This is a genomic window from Micromonospora sp. CNZ322, from assembly GCF_007827755.1.
In genome coordinates, this window is record NZ_VITD01000015.1 from 118,820 (window position 1) to 135,750 (window position 16,931).

Here is a 16,931-nt window from a genome sequence, read left to right on the forward strand (position 1 = left end):
CCCGCGTCGCCCTGAGCGCCGGTGGCGGCTTGGAAGCCTTGAGCACCTTGTGCGCCCGCATCGCCCTGCGGGCCCTGAACACCGGGGGCGCCTTGAGCGCCCGCGTCGCCCTGGGGGCCTTGGGCACCCTGGGGGCCTTGAGGGCCATGCTTGTCGTGCGGGTAGTCCCCCTTGTCCTTGTCGTGACCACCCCAGGGGCTCTGCCAGCCCTGCGGACCGTAGTCCGTTTGTCCGTCGGGGTACTGGTCCCACGAATCGCCAGGTCCGTCGCCGTCTTGGCTGACAGTTGCCCAGGATGATGGCCAGCCGCCGTGTTGGCCCAGTGGACCGGGCGTACCGATGTGTACGTCCTGTGCGGACGGCTTCGTTTCCACCGGCTGCGCTGCGGTTGCGGGCCCACCCGTCATTCCGACTACCAGTAGGGCGGAACTCAGCCCTGAAGCGGCCCGGCCATGGTTCCGGCTGCGCCGCAGCCGTCGGTTGTTGCTCATGACCCCTCCAGAGCCACCCTGGATACACCCAGAGCTACCTACTAGTCACCTGACGTCATCATTGGCGAGTCGTAGCGTATTCGACTGATTGATCGGTCGAGAGGGGTTTTGACCGTACTTGGGTACATTTAGGAAAAGGCGGAACTTACTTGCGATAGGGCCATAAGCCCTGGCCATCGCGTTGCGGGCCCTTGATCCCAAGGACTTGTCACGTTCGACAGTGGATGACCGTCGCGACCCGAAGGTTGTTCCGGAACCCGGTCGGCCCGCGGTAGGCGCGGCACCCATGCTGGGAAACCGCCACCGTGCCTGTGGTGTACGGAACGACGGCACGCGAAGGCCTGGGGTGTCAGCTTCGCGCTTCCCGTCCCGGCGTTGTCTCCGCAAGTGCGGCGGCCACCCGGGGCGCCTCGCGTCGGCCCTGCTCGCGGGCTGCGGCCACGAGCGCGGGTACGACGGAGCGGTCCATCACGGTGGTCCCCTGCGCTCGTTTGGAGGCCGGGTCCCGGAGCAGCAACTCCACCCGGCGACCCATTCCCAGCGCGGCTCGCTGCTTGTCGATGCGCGCCCAGGGGCCGATCGCGGCGGTGCTCGGCGCGAGGGCGATGACCGGGCCGTTTCCGGGGGCGAGGTCGAGGTTGAGGGTCGACCGCATGCCGCCGTCCATGTAGCGGCGGTCGCCGATGCTGACCGGGGCCGCGGAGATCGGCATGGCGCAGCTCGCGGCGACGGCGTCCACCAGGGGGACGCCGTCGTGCCGGGTGATGGTGCGGCTGGCGCCGGTCTCGGTGTCGACGACCAGGATGCGAAGGTCCACGTCGTACGGCCAGGCATGGTTGGGCAGGCGGGCCTCGGCTATCCGCTGCTGCCGGGACGGGTCGTCGATGCGTGCGGCGAGGGCGAGTCGACCGAGGCGGCGAGCGGCCTGCTCGGGGTTACGCGCGAACAGTTGTGCCCGCGCGAGCCGAAGCAGGTGGAGAAGGCCCGGTGCGGGTGAGGTTTCGTGGGCGAGACCGCCGCGCTGGCGCTCGAAGAGGTCCGCGAGTGGAGTGCCGCTGGCGAGCTGAGCTCCGACAACGGCACCGGAACTGGTGCCGATGAGGACGGCCTCCGGGGCGACGGTCACTCCCTCGTCCGCGAGCCCCGTGAGGATGCCGACCTCCCAGGCGATGCCGGCCACTCCACCGCCACCGAGCACCCAGACGGGCCGCGCGTCGTCCGTCATCAGTTGCCTCATTCGGTCGAATACTGCAAACGCTGTACGCAGTTTAAGGTAACAGTGGCGAAGATGGATTGACAACGGGCGATCAGGGCTCGCGTCGCCCGACGAGGATCCCGCCGAGCCGGCTCTCCGCCGAGGCGACGGTGGTCTGCGAGTCGACAGTGAAGCCGCTCTGGCGCAGCCAGGCGGCCACCTGGGCCGGCTGCCGACGATGGACGTGCACGTTCATCCGGTGTCCGCCGTAGCCCTCGGTCTTGACTGTCGTTTCGTCGCCCACGTGGAAGCCGAGCAGCAGGGGGCCACCGGGGCGGACCACCCGCCGGAAGTGCGCGAACACGACGCCGATCTGGTCGTCGGGGATGTGGATGAGGGAGTACCAGGCGACCAGGCCGGCGACCGAGCCGTCGGCCAGCTCGAGGTCGGTCATCGAGCCGACCTCGAACCTCAGCTCAGGGTGGTCACGGCGGGCCACGGCGATCATCCCGGGCGAGAGATCGATCCCGAAGGCGTCGACGCCGAGCGTGTGCAGGTGGGCGGTGATTCGCCCCGTTCCGCAGCCCACATCCGCGACCGGCCCGCCGCCGGCACCCTGCACGAGCTCGGCGAACGATGCCAGGGCGGCTCGTTCGTACGGTGCCTCCGCCAGGAGGTCACGGACCAGGTGCGCGTAGCTGACCGCGACCGTGTCGTAGGAAATGCGGGTCGCTGTCAACCACTCGTCTACGGTCACGAGTCCAACGCTAATTCAGCGTCACACTGATGCCTGACCTTGCCGGACCGACAGTTTGGAGGCGTCCACCCATGACTTCCGCACCGGTGATCGTGAGTCTGCCCATCTCCGACCGGGCTACCTCCTACCGCTTCTATCGCAACGGACTCGGCCTGGACGCCGTGGGCGAGTTGGCAGACGATGGCATCCCGGAGCCGTTGCAGTTCGTGGTCAACGACGGGCTGCGGCTGATGCTCATCCCGACCGGCGGGTTCGGTTGGGTGATCGGCCGGCACGAGGTCGCTCCGAGGGGCCAGAGCGAATGCCTGCTCAACCTTGGTGTCGCCTCGCCCACCGAAGTGGACGCGCTCGTCGAGCGGGCGCGCGCTGCCGGCGCCGAGATCATCACCGAGACGGCAGACCAGCCCTGGGCGTACGCGGGCGTCCTCGCGGACCCGGACGGTCACTTGTGGATGGTGTCCGCGGATTCGAAGTCCTGAAACCGTCGGTGGTGGTGGTTACGGTCCGACCGTGACCGTGACCACCGATGCCCCCGGGAAGCTGCCCACCCCCGCCGACGAGGCCCGACTGTGGGCGCTGATCGAAGCGGCCTGGGCCGAGTTGGGCGACGAGCCCTTGGCGCTGCGGCAGGCGCTCATCGAGCGCGACCCCGCCGGCGACAACGGCGACGACGGTCCCTCCTACGCGATCGACGCCTGGCTTGATGCCTTCCTGGACCACCTCGGGCAGTTGACCGTCGAGCTGACCGGGCAGGAGTTGACGGATCTCGACCGGGTGGTGGAGCGCAAGCTGCACGACATCGATCGGGAGGACATCCACGAGGTGACCGACGGGTCGGACGACGGCTTCCTCTACGCCCGGGGTTTCATCGTGGCCCTGGGGCGGTCGTACTACGAGGCGGTCCTAGCCGACCCCGCGATGGCGTTGCTGGACGCCGACTGCGAAGGCATGTGCTACTTCTTCGCGCACCTGCACAACGACCGGTTCGGTTCGTGGCCGGAGACCAGCTCCGGGATTTCCCGGGAGTCGTTCGGCAACCCTGCCGGCTGGTCGGCCTGACCGGAGCCCGGCGAATCAGTCACTGTCGTGTTCCCGGAGGTGGGCTACTCCGTCGCCGGCCACCGCGCCACAAGTGATCGGCCGTAACCTCACGCCTTCTCAAGCACGATCAAGTGGTACTCCAGCCAACGCCGTGACAATCCAGCCTGCAGTGCTGAACCGCCAATCATGTTGGCCCAGAATGGCATCTCGACAAGACGGTTGCGAAGCCGTGGAAGTACGGCGGTGGCGCCGACAGCCAGCTTGATCAGGCGGTCGCGGGGCCGACCGAGGTGCAGGTACGGGGTGAGATCCAGGTCCTCGACCAAGCGCAAGCCGGCGCGCTCAGACATGGCGACCAGCTCGGCCACGGTATGCAAGCTTCCGACGCGCCAGCCGGCGCGGAACTGGTCGAGACAGCGCTCCCGAGCGGCGACCCCTCGATCCTTCTCGGTCGCCCAGTCGTCGCACAGGATGAGGCGGCCTCCAGGGCGCAACCGCTCCACCAGGGACGGGATCAGGTTTTCGAGCGACGGCGAGTGAACGACCGCCTCCACGGCGACCATGGCGTCGTAGTGCGGTTCCGCGGGCAGCTCGGCAAAGTCGGCACAGATCACGTCACAGCGGTCGGTCAGTCCTTCGCGGGCGAACCGCTTCGCTGCGATCTCGGCCTGCACTCGGCTGATGGTCACCCCGGAGACGAACCCGTCCACCTCGCGGGCCAAGCGAACCATTGTCCCGCCGACACCACAGCCAAGGTCAAGCACCCTTGCGCTCCCCGCAGGAACATGCCCGCGCAAACGCTCGATCATGAGGCGGTTGACGGTGTCCATGGCCGCTGCCGTGTTCGCGACGTCCGGCGTCCACACGCCACGATGGATGGCGTCACTGCCTGGGCTCTCGGCAACCAAGAGGAACCGACGCGTGTTGTCGTCGTAGTAGTCAGCGACGCGACCAACATGGCCGGACGCACCCTGCTCAGTTGTCGAGCTCATCGACGAAAGCTATCAGGCGACCGCCAGGGCGATAGCTCTCGGTAAGCATGGGTTGACAAATCGATGTCGTCGGGCAGCGGGGTCAGACGTAGATCTTCGTGGCGTACGCCGGGCCGTAGTGCCGTTCCAGGTCTTCGAGGCTCTCCGTCGGGGCCTCGACCTCCTTGATCAGGCGTGCCCGGGACGGCAGCGCCTCGGGTTGCCAGGTCTCCGGCCGCCACAGCGCCGACCGCAGGAATGCCTTCGCACAGTGGTAGAAGATCTGCTCGATCTCCACCACCACGGCGAGCACCGGCCGGTGCCCCTTGACCACCATGTCGTCGAACCAGGGCGCGTCACTGACCAGGCGGGCCCGCCCGTTGATCCGCAGCGTGTCGGTTCGCCCGGGGATCAGGAAGAGCAGCCCGATGTGCGGGTTGTCGAGGATGTTTGTGTAGCCGTCGGCCCGCTTGTTGCCGGGCCGCTCGGGCAGCGCGATGGTCGTGTCGTCCAGCACCAGGGCGAACCCGGCCGGGTCGCCCTTGGGCGAGACGTCGCAGCTGCCGTCCGCGCCGGCCGTGGCCATCAGACAGAACGGCGAGGCGCCGAGCCACTCGCGGTCCCGTTCGTGCAGCCGGGTGCGTTCCTTGCTGGCGGCCCGCGCGTTCGGCACGCCGAGAAGCTCGCGCAACTCCTCGTGCGAGGTGATCTCCACCGTCACGTTGATCCTCCCTCAGCCGTTGACCCGGTGGCGGGCACCACCGTCGTCAGCCTAGGCCGCCGTGACCAGCGCGAGGTTTGTGCCTGGTTGCCGGGGGTACGGCCTCACCCGACGCGCTCGCCGCACGAGACCGTTCCGCAGGACGCCGACCAGTGGAGGCCGGGAGATGGAGAGCCGACTCAAGGTACTGGGCCACCCAGTCCATCCGATGCTGGTGATGTTCCCGGTCGCGCTGCTGGCCACGGCGGTGCTGTTCGACGTGGTGGACACCGTCGGCGGTCCCGACTTCCTCGGCGAGGTCGCGTACTGGAACATCACCGTCGGCCTGATCGGCGGCCTGCTCGCCGCGGCGGCCGGCTCGTTCGACCTGCTGGCGATCCCGACCGGCACCCGCGCCAAGCGGGTGGGTCTGCTGCACGCGGGCGCCAATGTCGCGGTGATCCTGCTCTTCGCCGCCGTGTGGGCGGTGCGGCTCAACGCGGATTCCCGGGCCGCCGGCGGGGCACTGGTCGCCATCGAGGTGGTCGCGCTGGCGATTCTCGGCATCAGCGCCTGGCTCGGTGGTGAGCTGGTCGACCGGCTCGGTGTGGGCGTCGACAGCGACGCCGGCCTGGACGCGCCCAGCTCACTACGGCCGCCGGCGGCCACCCAGCGGATCGGAGAGGTGTGATGAGCGAGCAGCAGTTTGGCGGCTTCGGCCGGGGGTGGCGCGGCAGCCGGCAGCAGGGCTGGGACCCGATGGGGGAGTTGCAGTCGCTGCGCTCCGAGTTGAGTCGCCTGGTCGGTGGCCGCGGCGGGGCGTCCGACGTCGAGTTGACCGAGACCTCGGACGGCTGGGAGGTCGTCGTCCGGCTGCCCGGAGTGGCGCCGGAGGAGGTGGCAGTCGAGTTGGACGACCGCGAGTTGTGCGTGCGGGCCCGCTCGGAGGCGGAGGTCAACGCCGACCAGGGCATCCCCGGCGGCTTCGAGACGCGCGGCTTCGAGTACCGGGTCAATCTGCCGGCGCGGGTCGACCCGGACTCCATCGACGCGGTGATGGACCACGGCCTGCTCCGGGTCCGGCTGCCACGGGCGACCCGGCCCGCGCCGCGCACCATCACCGTCGGCCGCACCGGGCCGCGCTCCGGCGACCTTTCCACGGGTACGCCGATGCCAGCCGATCCCGCAGCGGACCGGGAGCTGCACCGCCCGGACACCGCCGGCGAGATCGACCGGCCGTAGCGGGCCGGGTGGTCACCCCGTCCGTGCTCGGTCCGACCGCCGAGCGCCTTCCCGACGTGCGGCGGATCGCCGTGCTGCGCGCCAACGCGCTCGGTGACTTCATCTTCGCCCTGCCGGCGCTGGACGCGTTGCGCAGCGCGTACCCCTCGGCGGAGATCGTGCTGCTCGGGGCGCCGTGGCACGCGAAGCTCTGGCGCGACCGGCCTGGCCCGGTGGACCGGGTGCTGGTGGTGCCGCCGGCAGCCGGCATCCGTACGCCGGAGCCGGGCGAACCGGAGTCGTCGATGGACGACTTCGTGGCCGCTGCCGCCGGTGCGGAGTTCGACCTGGCGGTGCAGATCCACGGCGGGGGTGCCAACTCCAACCCGCTGATCGGTCGGCTCGGTGCCCGGTTGACTGTGGGCCTGCGCGCCGACGACGCGCCGCCGCTGGACCGCTGGCTGCGCTACGTCTACTACCAGCATGAGGTGATCCGCTACCTGGAGGTGGTGGCGCTGGCGGGAGCGCCGGCCACCACCATCACGCCGACGCTGGCGGTGACCGACGCCGACCGGGCCGAGGCGGCCCGGGTGCTCGGCCCGGCAAGCCGTCCCCGGGTGGCCCTGCATCCGGGTGCCACCGACACCCGCCGCCGCTGGCCCACCGAGTGCTTCGCCGAGGTGGCCCGTGCGCTGTACGAGGACGGTTACGAGGTGCTGGTCACCGGCACGCCCTCCGAGCAGGAGGTGGTGGACCGGGTCGTCGCTGCGGCGCAGGTGCCGGTGCGCCCACAGGTGGGCACGCTCAGCCTGGGCGGGCTGGTCGGCTGCTACGCCGACTGCGCGTTGGTCGTCTCGAACGACACCGGCCCGCTGCACCTGGCCGCCGCTGTGGGCGCGCCCACTGTGGGCATCTTCTGGATCGGCAACCTGATCAACGGGGCCAGCCCGCTGCGGGGTCGGCACCGGCCGATCGCCTCGTGGACTGTGCACTGCCCGGTCTGCGGTGTCGACTGCACACCGGGCGTCTATCCGCACCGGCCCGGCGACGGTGAGTGCCCGCACCGGGACTCGTTCGTGACCGACGTACCGGTGATCGAGGTGCTGGAAGCCGCCCGGGAGTTGCTCACCCCGTAGGTCAGGCCGGCTGCGGGGTGTCCTCGTCGGCGAGGACGACCTCCCAAGCCTCCACGTCCCGGTCGGTGACAGTGGTGGGGGACTCCAGGTGGTACGCGCCGCTGGGCAGGATGCCCGCGCCGCCGTGGCGGGACAACACGGCGAGCTGCGCGGCCACGTCCTCGCCCTGGTGCTTCTCCTGCACCCGACGCCAGAAGTCGAAGCCACCGGCGTCGACGAGCTTGGCCCGGTCGTAGAGCACGCACCCGCCGATCCAGGAGACCTTGTACGCCTGCCACGCGCCCGGCGGCAGCGCCAACTGCTCGGTGATGTGCAGCAGGTTCGCGGCCGAGTGGATCCGGGCCCGGTTCCACTCGGCCGTGTCGGGTCGGATCCGCTCCGGTGTGGGCGGGCCGGCCCACTCCTCGTAGTGGCCGTGCGATTCCGGCCGTACGTCGTCGCTGTACGAGAGCCCGTGTACGCCGTTGCCGACGAACCCGCAGCCCAGCTCACCGATCGCGGTGACCAGTCGGTGCAGCGCACCCGGTTCCAGCCAGATGTCGTCGTCGAGGCTGAGGACGTACCGGGCGGCCGAGGCGGCGAGCAGGTACGCCCGGTGTTCGGCCAACCCCCGTCGAGGCAGCCGGCGGGTCAGCAGCACCGGGTGGCCCCGGTGGCGCAGCGCCCGGACCATGGTTGCCGCGGCGGGATGCGTGTACGCCGGGTCCCCGTCGGACTGGTCGCTGACGACCACGCCGAAGCCGGGTACCCCGTCCTGGGCGGCGAGCCCGCCCAGGGTGACGGCCAGCTCGGCGGGCCGGTTCCGGGTCGGAATCAGCACGTCGACCAGCCGGTCGGCGCGGAACTCCTCCGGGGTGCCGAGGTCGAGGGGGCGGTTCACGACGCCTGGGTGCGGGTGCGCAGCGACGGGTCGGGCTCCCGGTCGTTGGTGTGCGGCGACGGGTCCTGGCTGTGCGACCGGATCCGCTCGATGATCGCGGAGGTGGACCGGTCCGGCACGTACCCCAGGGTGCGCACCTGGCCGCCGAGCCGGCGCACCAGCGGCGCCTCCGGCACCAGCTCCGGCGGATAGTCGCCGCCCTTGACGTACACGTCCGGTCGGACCGCCTCGATCAGCGCGGCCGGTGAGTCCTCCTCGAAGACCACCACGTGGTCAACGCAGGCGAGTGCGGCGAGCAGGGCACCCCGGTCCTCGACCGGGTTGACCGGCCGGTCCGGGCCCTTCAGCCGTCGTACGCTGCCGTCCGAGTTGACCGCCACGATGAGCAGGTCGCCCAACGCGCGGGCCTGCTCCAGGTAGCGCACGTGCCCGCGATGCAGCACGTCGAAGCAGCCGTTGGTGAAGACCACCGACCGTCCCGCCTCGCGGTACTCGGCGACGATCGCGTCCAACTCGTCGCCGCTGACCAGCGCGGGGTGGCTCGTGGTCTCGGTTGGCTGGTCCAGCGCGGCGAGCAGGTCGTCCCGTCGGCAGACGCAGGTGCCGGTGTCCGAGACGGTGATGGTGGCCGCGAGTTGGGCGAGTTGGGCGGCGGTGGGCAGGGGCGCGTCGGCCGCCAGGGCCAACGTCATCGCCGCCAGGTACGCGTCGCCGGCACCCACGGCGTGGCTTGCCGGCACCGGAGTGCTGTGGCTGCGTCGTGGCTCCCCGTCGGCGCCGCCGACCACCGCGCCCTCGGTGTCCAGGGTCACCGCCACCACGTCGGCACCGGTGTGCGCACGCAGTTCGGCCAGCCGTGACCTGGCTAGGACGGCCCGGTCGACGCCCTCTCCGGCCCGGGTGTTCACTGTGACGCCGGTGCCGGTGACGCTGAGCCCGTCACCGGTGAGGGCGACCCGTCCCTCACCCGGAGTGGGCTCGCCGACCGGCCCCGGGCGGTCGGCCCGGGTCAGCTCGGCGGCGGTGTCGTCGGCGCGTACCGCCCCCGGGGCCGCGCCGACGGTCATCTCGGACGGTCCGTCGACCGGGTCGCCGTCTGGGTGTTCCAGGTGCAGTTCGGTCCCGCCGGTCGGTCGGGTCGTACCGCCCGCGCGGGCCAACAGCCGGGTCGCCTCGGCGAAGCTGGGGGTGACCACTGTCGGCGCGAGGCCCCGCCAGTCGGCCAGGTCGTGGGCGTCCAGCGCGACAGTGGCGTACCGCTGGCGGTTCTCGACCAGCCACGCGCGGACCGGCGCGGGCAGCGCGCCCAGGCCGTAGTCGCAGACCACCAGGGTCGGCGCCTCCCCACCGGCGGCGGCGCGCAACTCCTCGGTGGCGCAGCTCAGGGCGGTGAGCAGCCGGCTAACCCCGTCGTGGTCCAGCGCGTCCTCCGGGTCGCCGGAGTCCTCACGCAGCAGGATCTGGTTGCCGGCCAACATCCGCCGCTTGACCGGTGTGGGTCGCCCGGGCTGGTTGACAGTGCGGTCCCAGACGCTCGCGCGGTCCAGGCAGTCGTGCAGTTCGTCCCCTGCGACGTCGGCGCCGACCGGCGCCACCAGCACCGCCCGGCCGCCGAGGGCGGCGACGTTGACGGCGGTGTTCGCGGCCCCACCGGCGGCGGAGATCCGCCGGCGCAGGGTGAGGACCGGGGCGGGCGCCTCCCGGCAGAGCCGGTCGGAGTCGGCGAACCGCCATTCGTCCAACATGGCGTCACCGACGATCAGGACTGGGCGTCCGAGCCAGCTCTCCACGACGGTGGCGAACCGGCGCTGCTCCGCTGCTGCTCCTGCCATGCCTCCCGGGGTCCCCAGCGGCCTGGCGGACAAACCTGCGCGCCGACCGGTCCCGCCGCTGGTCAGGCGGCCTTCGGCGGCTCCTGGCCGGTCCTGACCGGTCCGAACCTGTCCGACCTGTTTCGGGCGTTCGAGGGCGGGAAGGGGATTGAGGTACCCCTCGGAAAGGAGATGTACCGAGATGGCAGCGACATTGCAGGGCAAGCGGATCGCCTTCCTGGCCGCCGACGGCGTCGAGGAGGTCGAGTACGTCCAGCCACGCGAGGCGGTCGAGAACGCCGGCGCGACGGCCGAGCTGGTCTCGCTGAAGCCCGGTTCCATCCAGTCCTTCAACCACCTGGACCACTCCAAGACGTACGACGTGGACGTGACAGTCGACAAGGCCGACGCGGCCGGCTACGACGCGCTGGTGCTGCCCGGAGGGGTGGCGAACCCGGACTTCCTGCGTGGCGACCCGGACGCGGTGCGGTTCGTGAAGGCGTTCTTCGACGCTGGCAAGCCCGTCGGCGTGATCTGTCACGGCCCGTGGACGCTGATCGAGGCGGACGTGGTGCGGGGCCGGCGGATCACCTCCTGGCCGACACTGCGTACCGACCTGACCAACGCCGGAGCCACCTGGGTGGACGAGGAGTGCGTCACCGACGGCAACCTGACCAGCAGCCGCAAACCAGACGATCTCCCCGCCTTCTGCGCAGCAATCACCAAAACCTTCACCACCCCCTAACGCCCCCAGCCCTTTCCCGGTGATCAAGAGGTTTGCGTCAGGAACGCGGTGCGTCATGACGCAAACCTCTTGATCAACGCCAGGGTGCGGGGGCGTGAGAGGGGGAGCGCGCGGGTGGGCGGGGAGCGGGCCCGGGGTTGGTTTTTTGATGGTTCTGCGCATGTTCTGCGGCTCGCGGGATAGAAGGCCACATGACCACCGAAGCCTCGGATGCGCCGGTGCTGAACCGTCAGCAGATCCGGCTGCTCATGTTGGGCCTGATGACCGGCATGCTGCTGGCCGCACTCGACCAGACCATCGTTGGTACGGCGCTGCCGACCATCGTGGGCGAGTTGGGCGGGATCAACCACTACTCCTGGGTGGTCACCGCGTACCTGCTCGCCTCGACCGCGTCGACGCCGCTCTACGGCAAGATGGCCGACCTGTACGGGCGTCGGCCGGTCTTCCTCTTCTCGATCGGCACGTTCCTGCTCGGGTCGTTGCTGGCCGGGCTGTCGCAGAACATGACCCAGCTGATCGTCACCCGGGGTATCCAGGGTCTCGGCGCCGGTGGTCTGCTGACGCTCGCGTTCACCATCATCTCGGACGTGGTGTCACCCCGGGAGCGTGGTCGGTACCAGGGCCTGTTCGGCGCGGTCTTCGGGATCTCGTCGGTCGCCGGGCCGCTGGTGGGCGGTTACTTCGCGGAGACCGACTGGCGGTGGATCTTCTACATCAACGTGCCGCTGGCGATCCTGGCCATCGTCGTCTGCTACCACGTGATGCGGTTGATCCCGTTCGAACGTCGGGACCACTCGATCGACTGGCTCGGCGCCGGCCTGCTGGTGGCCGGGGTGAGTTCGCTGCTGCTCGCGCTGAGCTGGGGTGGCAACGAGTACGCCTGGGGCTCCGGAGTGATCATCGGGCTCTTCGTGGCCGGCGTGGTGCTGGGGGTGCTCTTCGTCCTCCAGGAGGCCCGGGTGGCCGAGCCGATCCTGCCGCTGCGGCTGTTCCGGAGCGCCACCTTCGCGCTGGCCAACTCGGCACTGCTCATCATCGGTCTGGTGATGTTCGGTTCGATCATCTTCATTCCGCTGTACCTGCAGATCGTGAAGGGCGCCTCGCCGACCCGTAGCGGTCTGCTGATGCTGCCGATGATGGCCGGCATCATCATCACCTCGATCCTGACCGGCCGCGCGATGACCCGGATCGGCCGCTACAAGTGGTTCCCGGTGGCCGGTTCGGCGACCCTCCTGGTCGGCATGTTCCTCTTCACCCAGTTGGAGGTGGCCACCTCACTCTGGGTGGCGTTCGGGTACATGGTGGTGATCGGCGTCGGGCTGGGTCTGTGTATGCAGTCGCTGATCCTGGCGGTGCAGAACGCGGTCTCGGTCCGCGACCTGGGTGCTGGCACCTCCTCGGCGACCTTCTTCCGGTCGCTGGGCGGTTCGTTCGGGGTGGCGATCCTCGGCACTGTGCTCTCGTCCCGGCTGACCAGCGGACTCGCCGACCGGTTGCCCGGCGCGATCGCGCAGCTTCCGCCGCAGGAGCAGGCCGCGGTGGCGGCGAGTGGCGGCGCCAACATCTCGATCAACGATCCGGCCACCATCCTGGCCCTGCCGGGGCCGGTGCGCGCGGCCATCCAGGGCGCCTTCGTCGACGCGCTGGACATGGTCTTCCTGACCGCCGGCCTGATCGCGATCGTGGCGGTGGTGGTCACCCTGACGCTGCCCAACACGCAGCTTCGGGGCGCCGGCCCGCAGGGGGCCACCGGTGGTGCCGACCCGCTCGGCGGGGAGGCCCCGGCTCCGGGCGGCAAGCCGTTGACCCGCGAGTCGAAGGAGGAGGCCGCCGCCGACATGGAGGCCAAGTCCCAGACGATGATCTGAGCGTCTCGACACCGACCGCCCCGGACCGCTCCGGGGCGGTCGGTGTCGGCCGGGCCCAGGTGGTCAGGCGGGGCGGCGGTAGGCGCCGTACCACCAGGTCGCGGCCAGCTCCCGGGCGGCTGCCGCGTCGGTCTCGGGGTCGGCCGAGGTCGTGCTGACGTGGTCGGCGAGGAAGCGGTCGCCGCCGACCACGATCAGCCGGCTGGCAGTCGTCACGTCCAGGTCGGCGGGGCTACGTCCGGCCTGCTGCTCGGTCCGGAGCGCGTCCACGGTGCGGGCCACGAACTGCTCCAGCCCGGCCGCCCAGTACTCCCGGACCGCCTCGTCGTACGCGGCGACCTCGCTGACCGCGGCCAGCACCGGGGCGTACGTCCGGTATATCCGGATCACGTCGGCGAAGACCTCGGTCAGCCGCGCGAGCGGGTCGCCGGGGCCGCCCGGGTCCCACTCGCCGGTGCGGTCGAAGGAACTCTCCCGCATGGTGCCGGCGAGGCGCATGAGCAGCTCGGTCTTGTCCCGGAAGTGGGTGTAGAAGGTCGACCGCGCCACGCCGGCCTCGGCGGCGATCCGCTGCACGCCGAGGTCGGTGAAGCGGATCCCCTCCTTCAGGAGCCGTTCGGTGGCCGCCAGCACCCGCGCTTCGACGGCCGCGCGTCCGTCGGGGTTGCGCGGGCGGCGGCGGGTGATCGAGGGCATAGCCGGAATCCTAGGTGGCCGGGGGTCGGCTCGGCGACGTACGCTCGTTGCCGGACACAGTGTCCGACATAGTGACCACGGAGTGCCTGACCTCGGCCTCCGACCCACCACGAGGAGCAACACACGTGAAGTACCGACTGCTGGGCACCACCGGGGTGTACGTCTCGGAGATCTCGCTCGGCGCGATGACCTTCGGCGGCAGCGGGCACCCGCTCTGGGGCACCCTGGGTGGGCTGGCGCTGCCCGAGGTGCAGCGGCTGGTGGACACCGCGCTGGACGCGGGCGTCAACTTCGTCGACACCGCCGACGGCTACAGCGACGGCGAGAGCGAGGAGCTGCTCGGCAAGGCGCTCGGCAAGCGGCGGCGCGACGTCGTACTGGCGACGAAGGTGCACTCCCGGACGGGCCCCGGCCCGAACGACGTCGGCACCTCCCGGCTGCACATCATGCAGAACCTGGAGGACAGCCTGCGCCGACTGGGCACCGATCACATCGACCTGTACCAGATCCACAACTTCGACCAGATCACTCCCATGGAGGAGATGCTGCGCGCGCTCGACGACGCGGTCCGGCAGGGCAAGGTCCGCTACATCGGCGCCGCCAACTTCGCCGCCTGGCAGATCTCCAAGGCGCTGGGTATCTCCGCCCGGGAGAAGTTGGCCGGGTTCGTCTCGGTGCAGGAGTACTACTCGCTGCTGGGCCGGGACGTGGAGCGCGACGTGGTGCCGATGGCGCTCAACGAGGGTGTCGGGCTGACCGTCTGGAGCCCGCTCGCCGGTGGTTTCCTCTCCGGCAAGGTCAGCCGGGACGGTGGCGTCGCCGACAGTGGCGCGCGGAGCGCCCAGCCCGGGTACGCCAGCTTCACCCCGTTCGACCCGGAGCACGCCTTCGGCGTGGTCGACGTGCTCAAGGGTGTCGCCGAGCGGCACGAGGTGAGCCCGGCCCGGGTGGCGGTGGCCTGGCTGCTGTCCCGACCGGCCGTGACCAGCGTGATCGTCGGTGCCCGCAAGCACGAGCAGTTGGTCGACAACATCGCCGCCTCGGATCTCACGCTGACCGAGCAGGACCTCACCGAGCTGGACGAGGCCACCAAGCTGCCGGTCGCGTACCCGAACTGGATCCAGGAAGGGTTCTTCGCCGGGCTCCGCCTGCCGCAGTGAGGCAACGGCCCCGGGGTCGGTGGCCCCGGGGCCGCCCTACTTGAGGATGAGCCGGTTCGTCTGCTCGAAGACGTCCAGGTCGGCAAGGGTCTCGATGACCGAGGTGGAGAGTGGGGCGGGAAACCGGTCGCGGGCGAAGAAGCCGGCATCGGTGGTCTCGTCGGTGACCCGGGCCAACTGCCCGTCCCACTCCTCCACCTTGAACGCCGTCGTGAACACCTGGTAGGTGTGGCCGTACATGTTGGTGCTCGTGCGGTCCGGGCCGGTGTAGAGGGCGAACGCGCAGACCCGCAGTGCGCGCAGCCCGGTCTCCTCACGGACCTCGCGTACGGCGCAGTCGGCGATCGACTCGCCCAGCTCCATCGCGCCGGCCGGCATGGCCCACTGGCCGTTGTCCGAGCGTTTGATCAGCAGAATGCGTCCGGCGTCGTCGTTGACCACGGCACGGGCGCCGACGAACATCAGCGTCCGGTCCCCGGCGAGCGCGCGCAACTGCCCCACGTATGAGTCGGCCCAGGAGATGCTCACCTGCGACAACTTACGGGGGTTCCCAACGTGTGACCGCCGACACTAGCTTGTTACCCATGCGTAGCACGATGATGGACGCCCCTCTGCAGATCTCCCGGATCCTCGACCACGGTGCACTGGTGCACGGCACGGCCGAGGTGGTCACCTGGACGGGCGCCGAACCCCGCCGGATGACGTACGCCGAGGTGGGCCGGACCGCCGCCCGGCTGGCACACGGGCTGCGCGACGAGTGTGGGGTGACCGGCGACGAGCGGGTCGCGACCTTCATGTGGAACAACAACGAGCACCTTGTCGCCTACTTCGCGGTGCCGAGCATGGGCGCGGTGCTGCACACGCTCAACATCCGGCTCTTCCCCGACCAGGTCGTCTACATCGCCAACCACGCCGAGGACCGGGTGGTCCTCGTCGACAGCACGCTCATCCCGCTGCTGGCCCGGGTGATCGGTGAGCTGACCACTGTGCGGCACGTCGTGGTGGTCGGCGGTGGTGACCCGGCGCCGCTGGTGGCGGCGGCCGGCGACCGGATCACTGTGCATCACTGGGACGCGTTGCTCGCTGACCGGCCCGACACGTACGACTGGCCCGAGGTGGACGAGCGCGACGCCGCCGCGCTCTGCTACACCTCGGGCACCACCGGCAACCCGAAGGGCGTGGCCTACTCGCACCGGTCGATCTATCTGCACTCGTTGCAGGTCTGCATGCCGGAGGGTTTCGGCCTCGGGCCGACCGACCGCGAGTTGGCCATCGTGCCGATGTTCCACGCCATGTCCTGGGGCCTGCCCTACGCGGCCTTCCTCTCCGGCGCGTCGCTGATCATGCCGGACCGGTTCCTCCAGGCCGCGCCGATTGCCGAGATGATCGCCGCCGAGCGGCCCACCCTGGCCGGCGCGGTGCCGACCATCTGGACCGACCTGCTGGCCTACCTGGACACCCACGACGTGGACACCTCCTCGCTCGGTGAGGTGATCGTCGGCGGCTCGGCGTGCCCGCCGGCGCTGATGCACGCATTCGACGAGCGGCACGGAATCGATGTCATCCACGCCTGGGGGATGACCGAGATGTCCCCGCTGGGGTCGGTCTCGCGTCCGCCCGCCGGTGCGACCGGTGAGCAGGCCTGGCGCTACCGCTACACCCAGGGGCGGGTGCCGGCGGGCGTGCAGGCGCGGATAGTCGGCCCGGCGGGCGACCCGATGCCCGCCGACGGCACGGCGGTGGGTGAGTTGGAGGTCCGAGGGCCGTGGGTGACCGCCCGGTACGTCGGTGACGACGCCCCGGACGAGGAGAAGTTCCGCGACGGCTGGCTGCGTACCGGCGACGTGGGCACCCTCTCGCCGGACGGGTACATCAACCTGACCGACCGCGCCAAGGACGTGATCAAGTCCGGTGGTGAGTGGATCTCGTCGGTGGAGTTGGAGAATGCGCTGATGGCCCACCCGGCGGTGCTGGAGGCGTGCGTGGTGGGGGTCCCGGACGAGCGATGGGACGAACGCCCGCTGGCCACCGTGGTGGTCCGGGAGGGCGCTTCGGTGACCGCCGAGGAGTTGCGGGACTTTCTGGCCGGGTCGGTGGCGCGCTGGCAGTTGCCCGAGCGCTGGGCGTTCATCGACGCGGTGCCGAAGACGAGCGTCGGCAAGTTCGACAAGAAGGTCGTCCGTTCGCGGTACGCCGGGGGCGAGCTGAGTGTCCGGGAGCTGACAGCCCCGTAACGTTTTCCCCGGCACTGTCGCCTGT

The 16,931-nt window shown here is 70.4% G+C and carries 17 protein-coding genes; 9 read left to right on the top strand and 8 right to left on the bottom strand.

Going from position 1 to position 16,931, the window contains the following annotated elements; translation table 11 throughout:
• Positions 1-840 precede the first annotated feature (840 nt).
• Together FB453_RS27950 and FB453_RS27955 are read right to left on the bottom strand one after the other, a co-directional pair.
• Positions 841-1,716 carry a patatin-like phospholipase family protein gene (locus FB453_RS27950; protein WP_186718605.1) on the bottom strand — a complete coding sequence of 292 codons (876 nt, stop codon included), beginning with the start codon at positions 1,714-1,716 and terminating at the stop codon, positions 841-843.
• A gap of 82 nt (positions 1,717-1,798) precedes the next feature.
• Positions 1,799-2,443, bottom strand: a complete 645-nt coding sequence (locus FB453_RS27955; protein ID WP_145795048.1) for a class I SAM-dependent methyltransferase — start codon at positions 2,441-2,443, stop codon at positions 1,799-1,801.
• A gap of 71 nt (positions 2,444-2,514) precedes the next feature.
• On the opposite strand from FB453_RS27955, the gene FB453_RS27960 reads away from it, so the two are divergent.
• Positions 2,515-2,922, top strand: a complete 408-nt coding sequence (locus tag FB453_RS27960) for a VOC family protein (RefSeq protein WP_145795050.1) — start codon at positions 2,515-2,517, stop codon at positions 2,920-2,922.
• A 31-nt stretch (positions 2,923-2,953) separates the two neighbouring features.
• The gene (locus FB453_RS27965) at positions 2,954-3,502 is read left to right on the top strand and encodes a DUF4240 domain-containing protein (RefSeq protein ID WP_145795052.1); all 549 of its coding nucleotides are present in this window, start codon (positions 2,954-2,956) and stop codon (positions 3,500-3,502) included.
• An 89-nt stretch (positions 3,503-3,591) separates the two neighbouring features.
• On the opposite strand, the gene FB453_RS27970 is transcribed toward FB453_RS27965, so the two are convergent.
• Positions 3,592-4,476: a methyltransferase domain-containing protein gene (locus FB453_RS27970; RefSeq protein ID WP_145795055.1), complete on the bottom strand. Its 885-nt coding sequence runs from the start codon at positions 4,474-4,476 to the stop codon at positions 3,592-3,594.
• 82 nt (positions 4,477-4,558) lie between these two features.
• Positions 4,559-5,176, bottom strand: coding sequence for a pyridoxamine 5'-phosphate oxidase family protein (locus FB453_RS27975; protein WP_145795058.1), 618 nt, complete (start codon positions 5,174-5,176; stop codon positions 4,559-4,561).
• Positions 5,177-5,342: 166 nt separating this feature from the next.
• Here FB453_RS27975 and FB453_RS27980 point away from each other — a divergent pair, with 166 nt between their 5' ends.
• From FB453_RS27980 to FB453_RS27990, 3 genes are read left to right on the top strand one after another with little or no spacing between them, the layout of a single operon-like run.
• Entirely contained in the window at positions 5,343-5,846 is a 504-nt protein-coding gene (locus FB453_RS27980; RefSeq protein WP_091395370.1) for a DUF2231 domain-containing protein, read from the top strand.
• Positions 5,846-6,397 (top strand): Hsp20/alpha crystallin family protein, encoded by a 552-nt coding sequence (locus FB453_RS27985; protein WP_145795060.1) that lies wholly within the window; start codon positions 5,846-5,848, stop codon positions 6,395-6,397. Before FB453_RS27980 ends, FB453_RS27985 begins: the two co-directional genes overlap by 1 nt.
• 8 nt (positions 6,398-6,405) lie before the next feature.
• Positions 6,406-7,512, top strand: coding sequence for a glycosyltransferase family 9 protein (locus tag FB453_RS27990; protein WP_145795062.1), 1,107 nt, complete (start codon positions 6,406-6,408; stop codon positions 7,510-7,512).
• Position 7,513: 1 nt separating this feature from the next.
• On the opposite strand, the gene FB453_RS27995 is transcribed toward FB453_RS27990, so the two are convergent.
• Positions 7,514-8,392, bottom strand: coding sequence for a glycosyltransferase (locus FB453_RS27995; RefSeq protein ID WP_145795065.1), 879 nt, complete (start codon positions 8,390-8,392; stop codon positions 7,514-7,516).
• Positions 8,389-10,224, bottom strand: coding sequence for a D-glycero-beta-D-manno-heptose 1-phosphate adenylyltransferase (rfaE2, locus tag FB453_RS28000; protein WP_112735494.1), 1,836 nt, complete (start codon positions 10,222-10,224; stop codon positions 8,389-8,391). The genes FB453_RS27995 and rfaE2 overlap by 4 nt, the downstream gene beginning before the upstream one ends.
• Before the next feature lie 181 nt (positions 10,225-10,405).
• Between rfaE2 and FB453_RS28005 the strand changes: the two genes are divergently transcribed.
• Positions 10,406-10,948, top strand: coding sequence for a type 1 glutamine amidotransferase domain-containing protein (locus tag FB453_RS28005; RefSeq protein ID WP_112677663.1), 543 nt, complete (start codon positions 10,406-10,408; stop codon positions 10,946-10,948).
• A gap of 191 nt (positions 10,949-11,139) precedes the next feature.
• Complete coding sequence (locus FB453_RS28010) at positions 11,140-12,816, top strand: MDR family MFS transporter (protein WP_112585799.1); 1,677 nt, start codon at positions 11,140-11,142, stop codon at positions 12,814-12,816.
• Positions 12,817-12,879: 63 nt separating this feature from the next.
• Here FB453_RS28010 and FB453_RS34690 read toward each other — a convergent pair whose 3' ends face one another.
• The gene (locus FB453_RS34690; RefSeq protein ID WP_222431427.1) at positions 12,880-13,512 is read right to left on the bottom strand and encodes a TetR/AcrR family transcriptional regulator; all 633 of its coding nucleotides are present in this window, start codon (positions 13,510-13,512) and stop codon (positions 12,880-12,882) included.
• Between the two features lie 125 nt (positions 13,513-13,637).
• Here FB453_RS34690 and FB453_RS28020 point away from each other — a divergent pair, with 125 nt between their 5' ends.
• Complete coding sequence (locus tag FB453_RS28020; protein ID WP_145795067.1) at positions 13,638-14,672, top strand: aldo/keto reductase; 1,035 nt, start codon at positions 13,638-13,640, stop codon at positions 14,670-14,672.
• Positions 14,673-14,708: 36 nt separating this feature from the next.
• On the opposite strand, the gene FB453_RS28025 is transcribed toward FB453_RS28020, so the two are convergent.
• Positions 14,709-15,200: an NUDIX domain-containing protein gene (locus FB453_RS28025; protein ID WP_030334282.1), complete on the bottom strand. Its 492-nt coding sequence runs from the start codon at positions 15,198-15,200 to the stop codon at positions 14,709-14,711.
• A 71-nt stretch (positions 15,201-15,271) separates the two neighbouring features.
• On the opposite strand from FB453_RS28025, the gene FB453_RS28030 reads away from it, so the two are divergent.
• Positions 15,272-16,906, top strand: a complete 1,635-nt coding sequence (locus tag FB453_RS28030) for a fatty acid--CoA ligase (RefSeq protein ID WP_186718609.1) — start codon at positions 15,272-15,274, stop codon at positions 16,904-16,906.
• The last annotated feature ends 25 nt before the right edge of the window (positions 16,907-16,931 follow it).

Excerpts from the sequence above, each read along its gene's own strand:
- FB453_RS27950 (WP_186718605.1), bottom strand. The coding sequence starts at position 1,716 with ATGACGGACGACGCGCGGCCCGTCTGGGTGCTCGGTGGCGGTGGAGTG.
- FB453_RS27960 (WP_145795050.1), top strand. The coding sequence starts at position 2,515 with ATGACTTCCGCACCGGTGATCGTGAGTCTGCCCATCTCCGACCGGGCT.
- FB453_RS27970 (WP_145795055.1), bottom strand. The coding sequence starts at position 4,476 with ATGAGCTCGACAACTGAGCAGGGTGCGTCCGGCCATGTTGGTCGCGTC.
- FB453_RS27980 (WP_091395370.1), top strand. The coding sequence starts at position 5,343 with ATGGAGAGCCGACTCAAGGTACTGGGCCACCCAGTCCATCCGATGCTG.
- FB453_RS27985 (WP_145795060.1), top strand. The coding sequence starts at position 5,846 with ATGAGCGAGCAGCAGTTTGGCGGCTTCGGCCGGGGGTGGCGCGGCAGC.
- rfaE2 (WP_112735494.1), bottom strand. The coding sequence starts at position 10,224 with ATGGCAGGAGCAGCAGCGGAGCAGCGCCGGTTCGCCACCGTCGTGGAG.
- FB453_RS28005 (WP_112677663.1), top strand. The coding sequence starts at position 10,406 with ATGGCAGCGACATTGCAGGGCAAGCGGATCGCCTTCCTGGCCGCCGAC.
- FB453_RS28010 (WP_112585799.1), top strand. The coding sequence starts at position 11,140 with ATGACCACCGAAGCCTCGGATGCGCCGGTGCTGAACCGTCAGCAGATC.
- FB453_RS34690 (WP_222431427.1), bottom strand. The coding sequence starts at position 13,512 with ATGCCCTCGATCACCCGCCGCCGCCCGCGCAACCCCGACGGACGCGCG.
- FB453_RS28030 (WP_186718609.1), top strand. The coding sequence starts at position 15,272 with ATGGACGCCCCTCTGCAGATCTCCCGGATCCTCGACCACGGTGCACTG.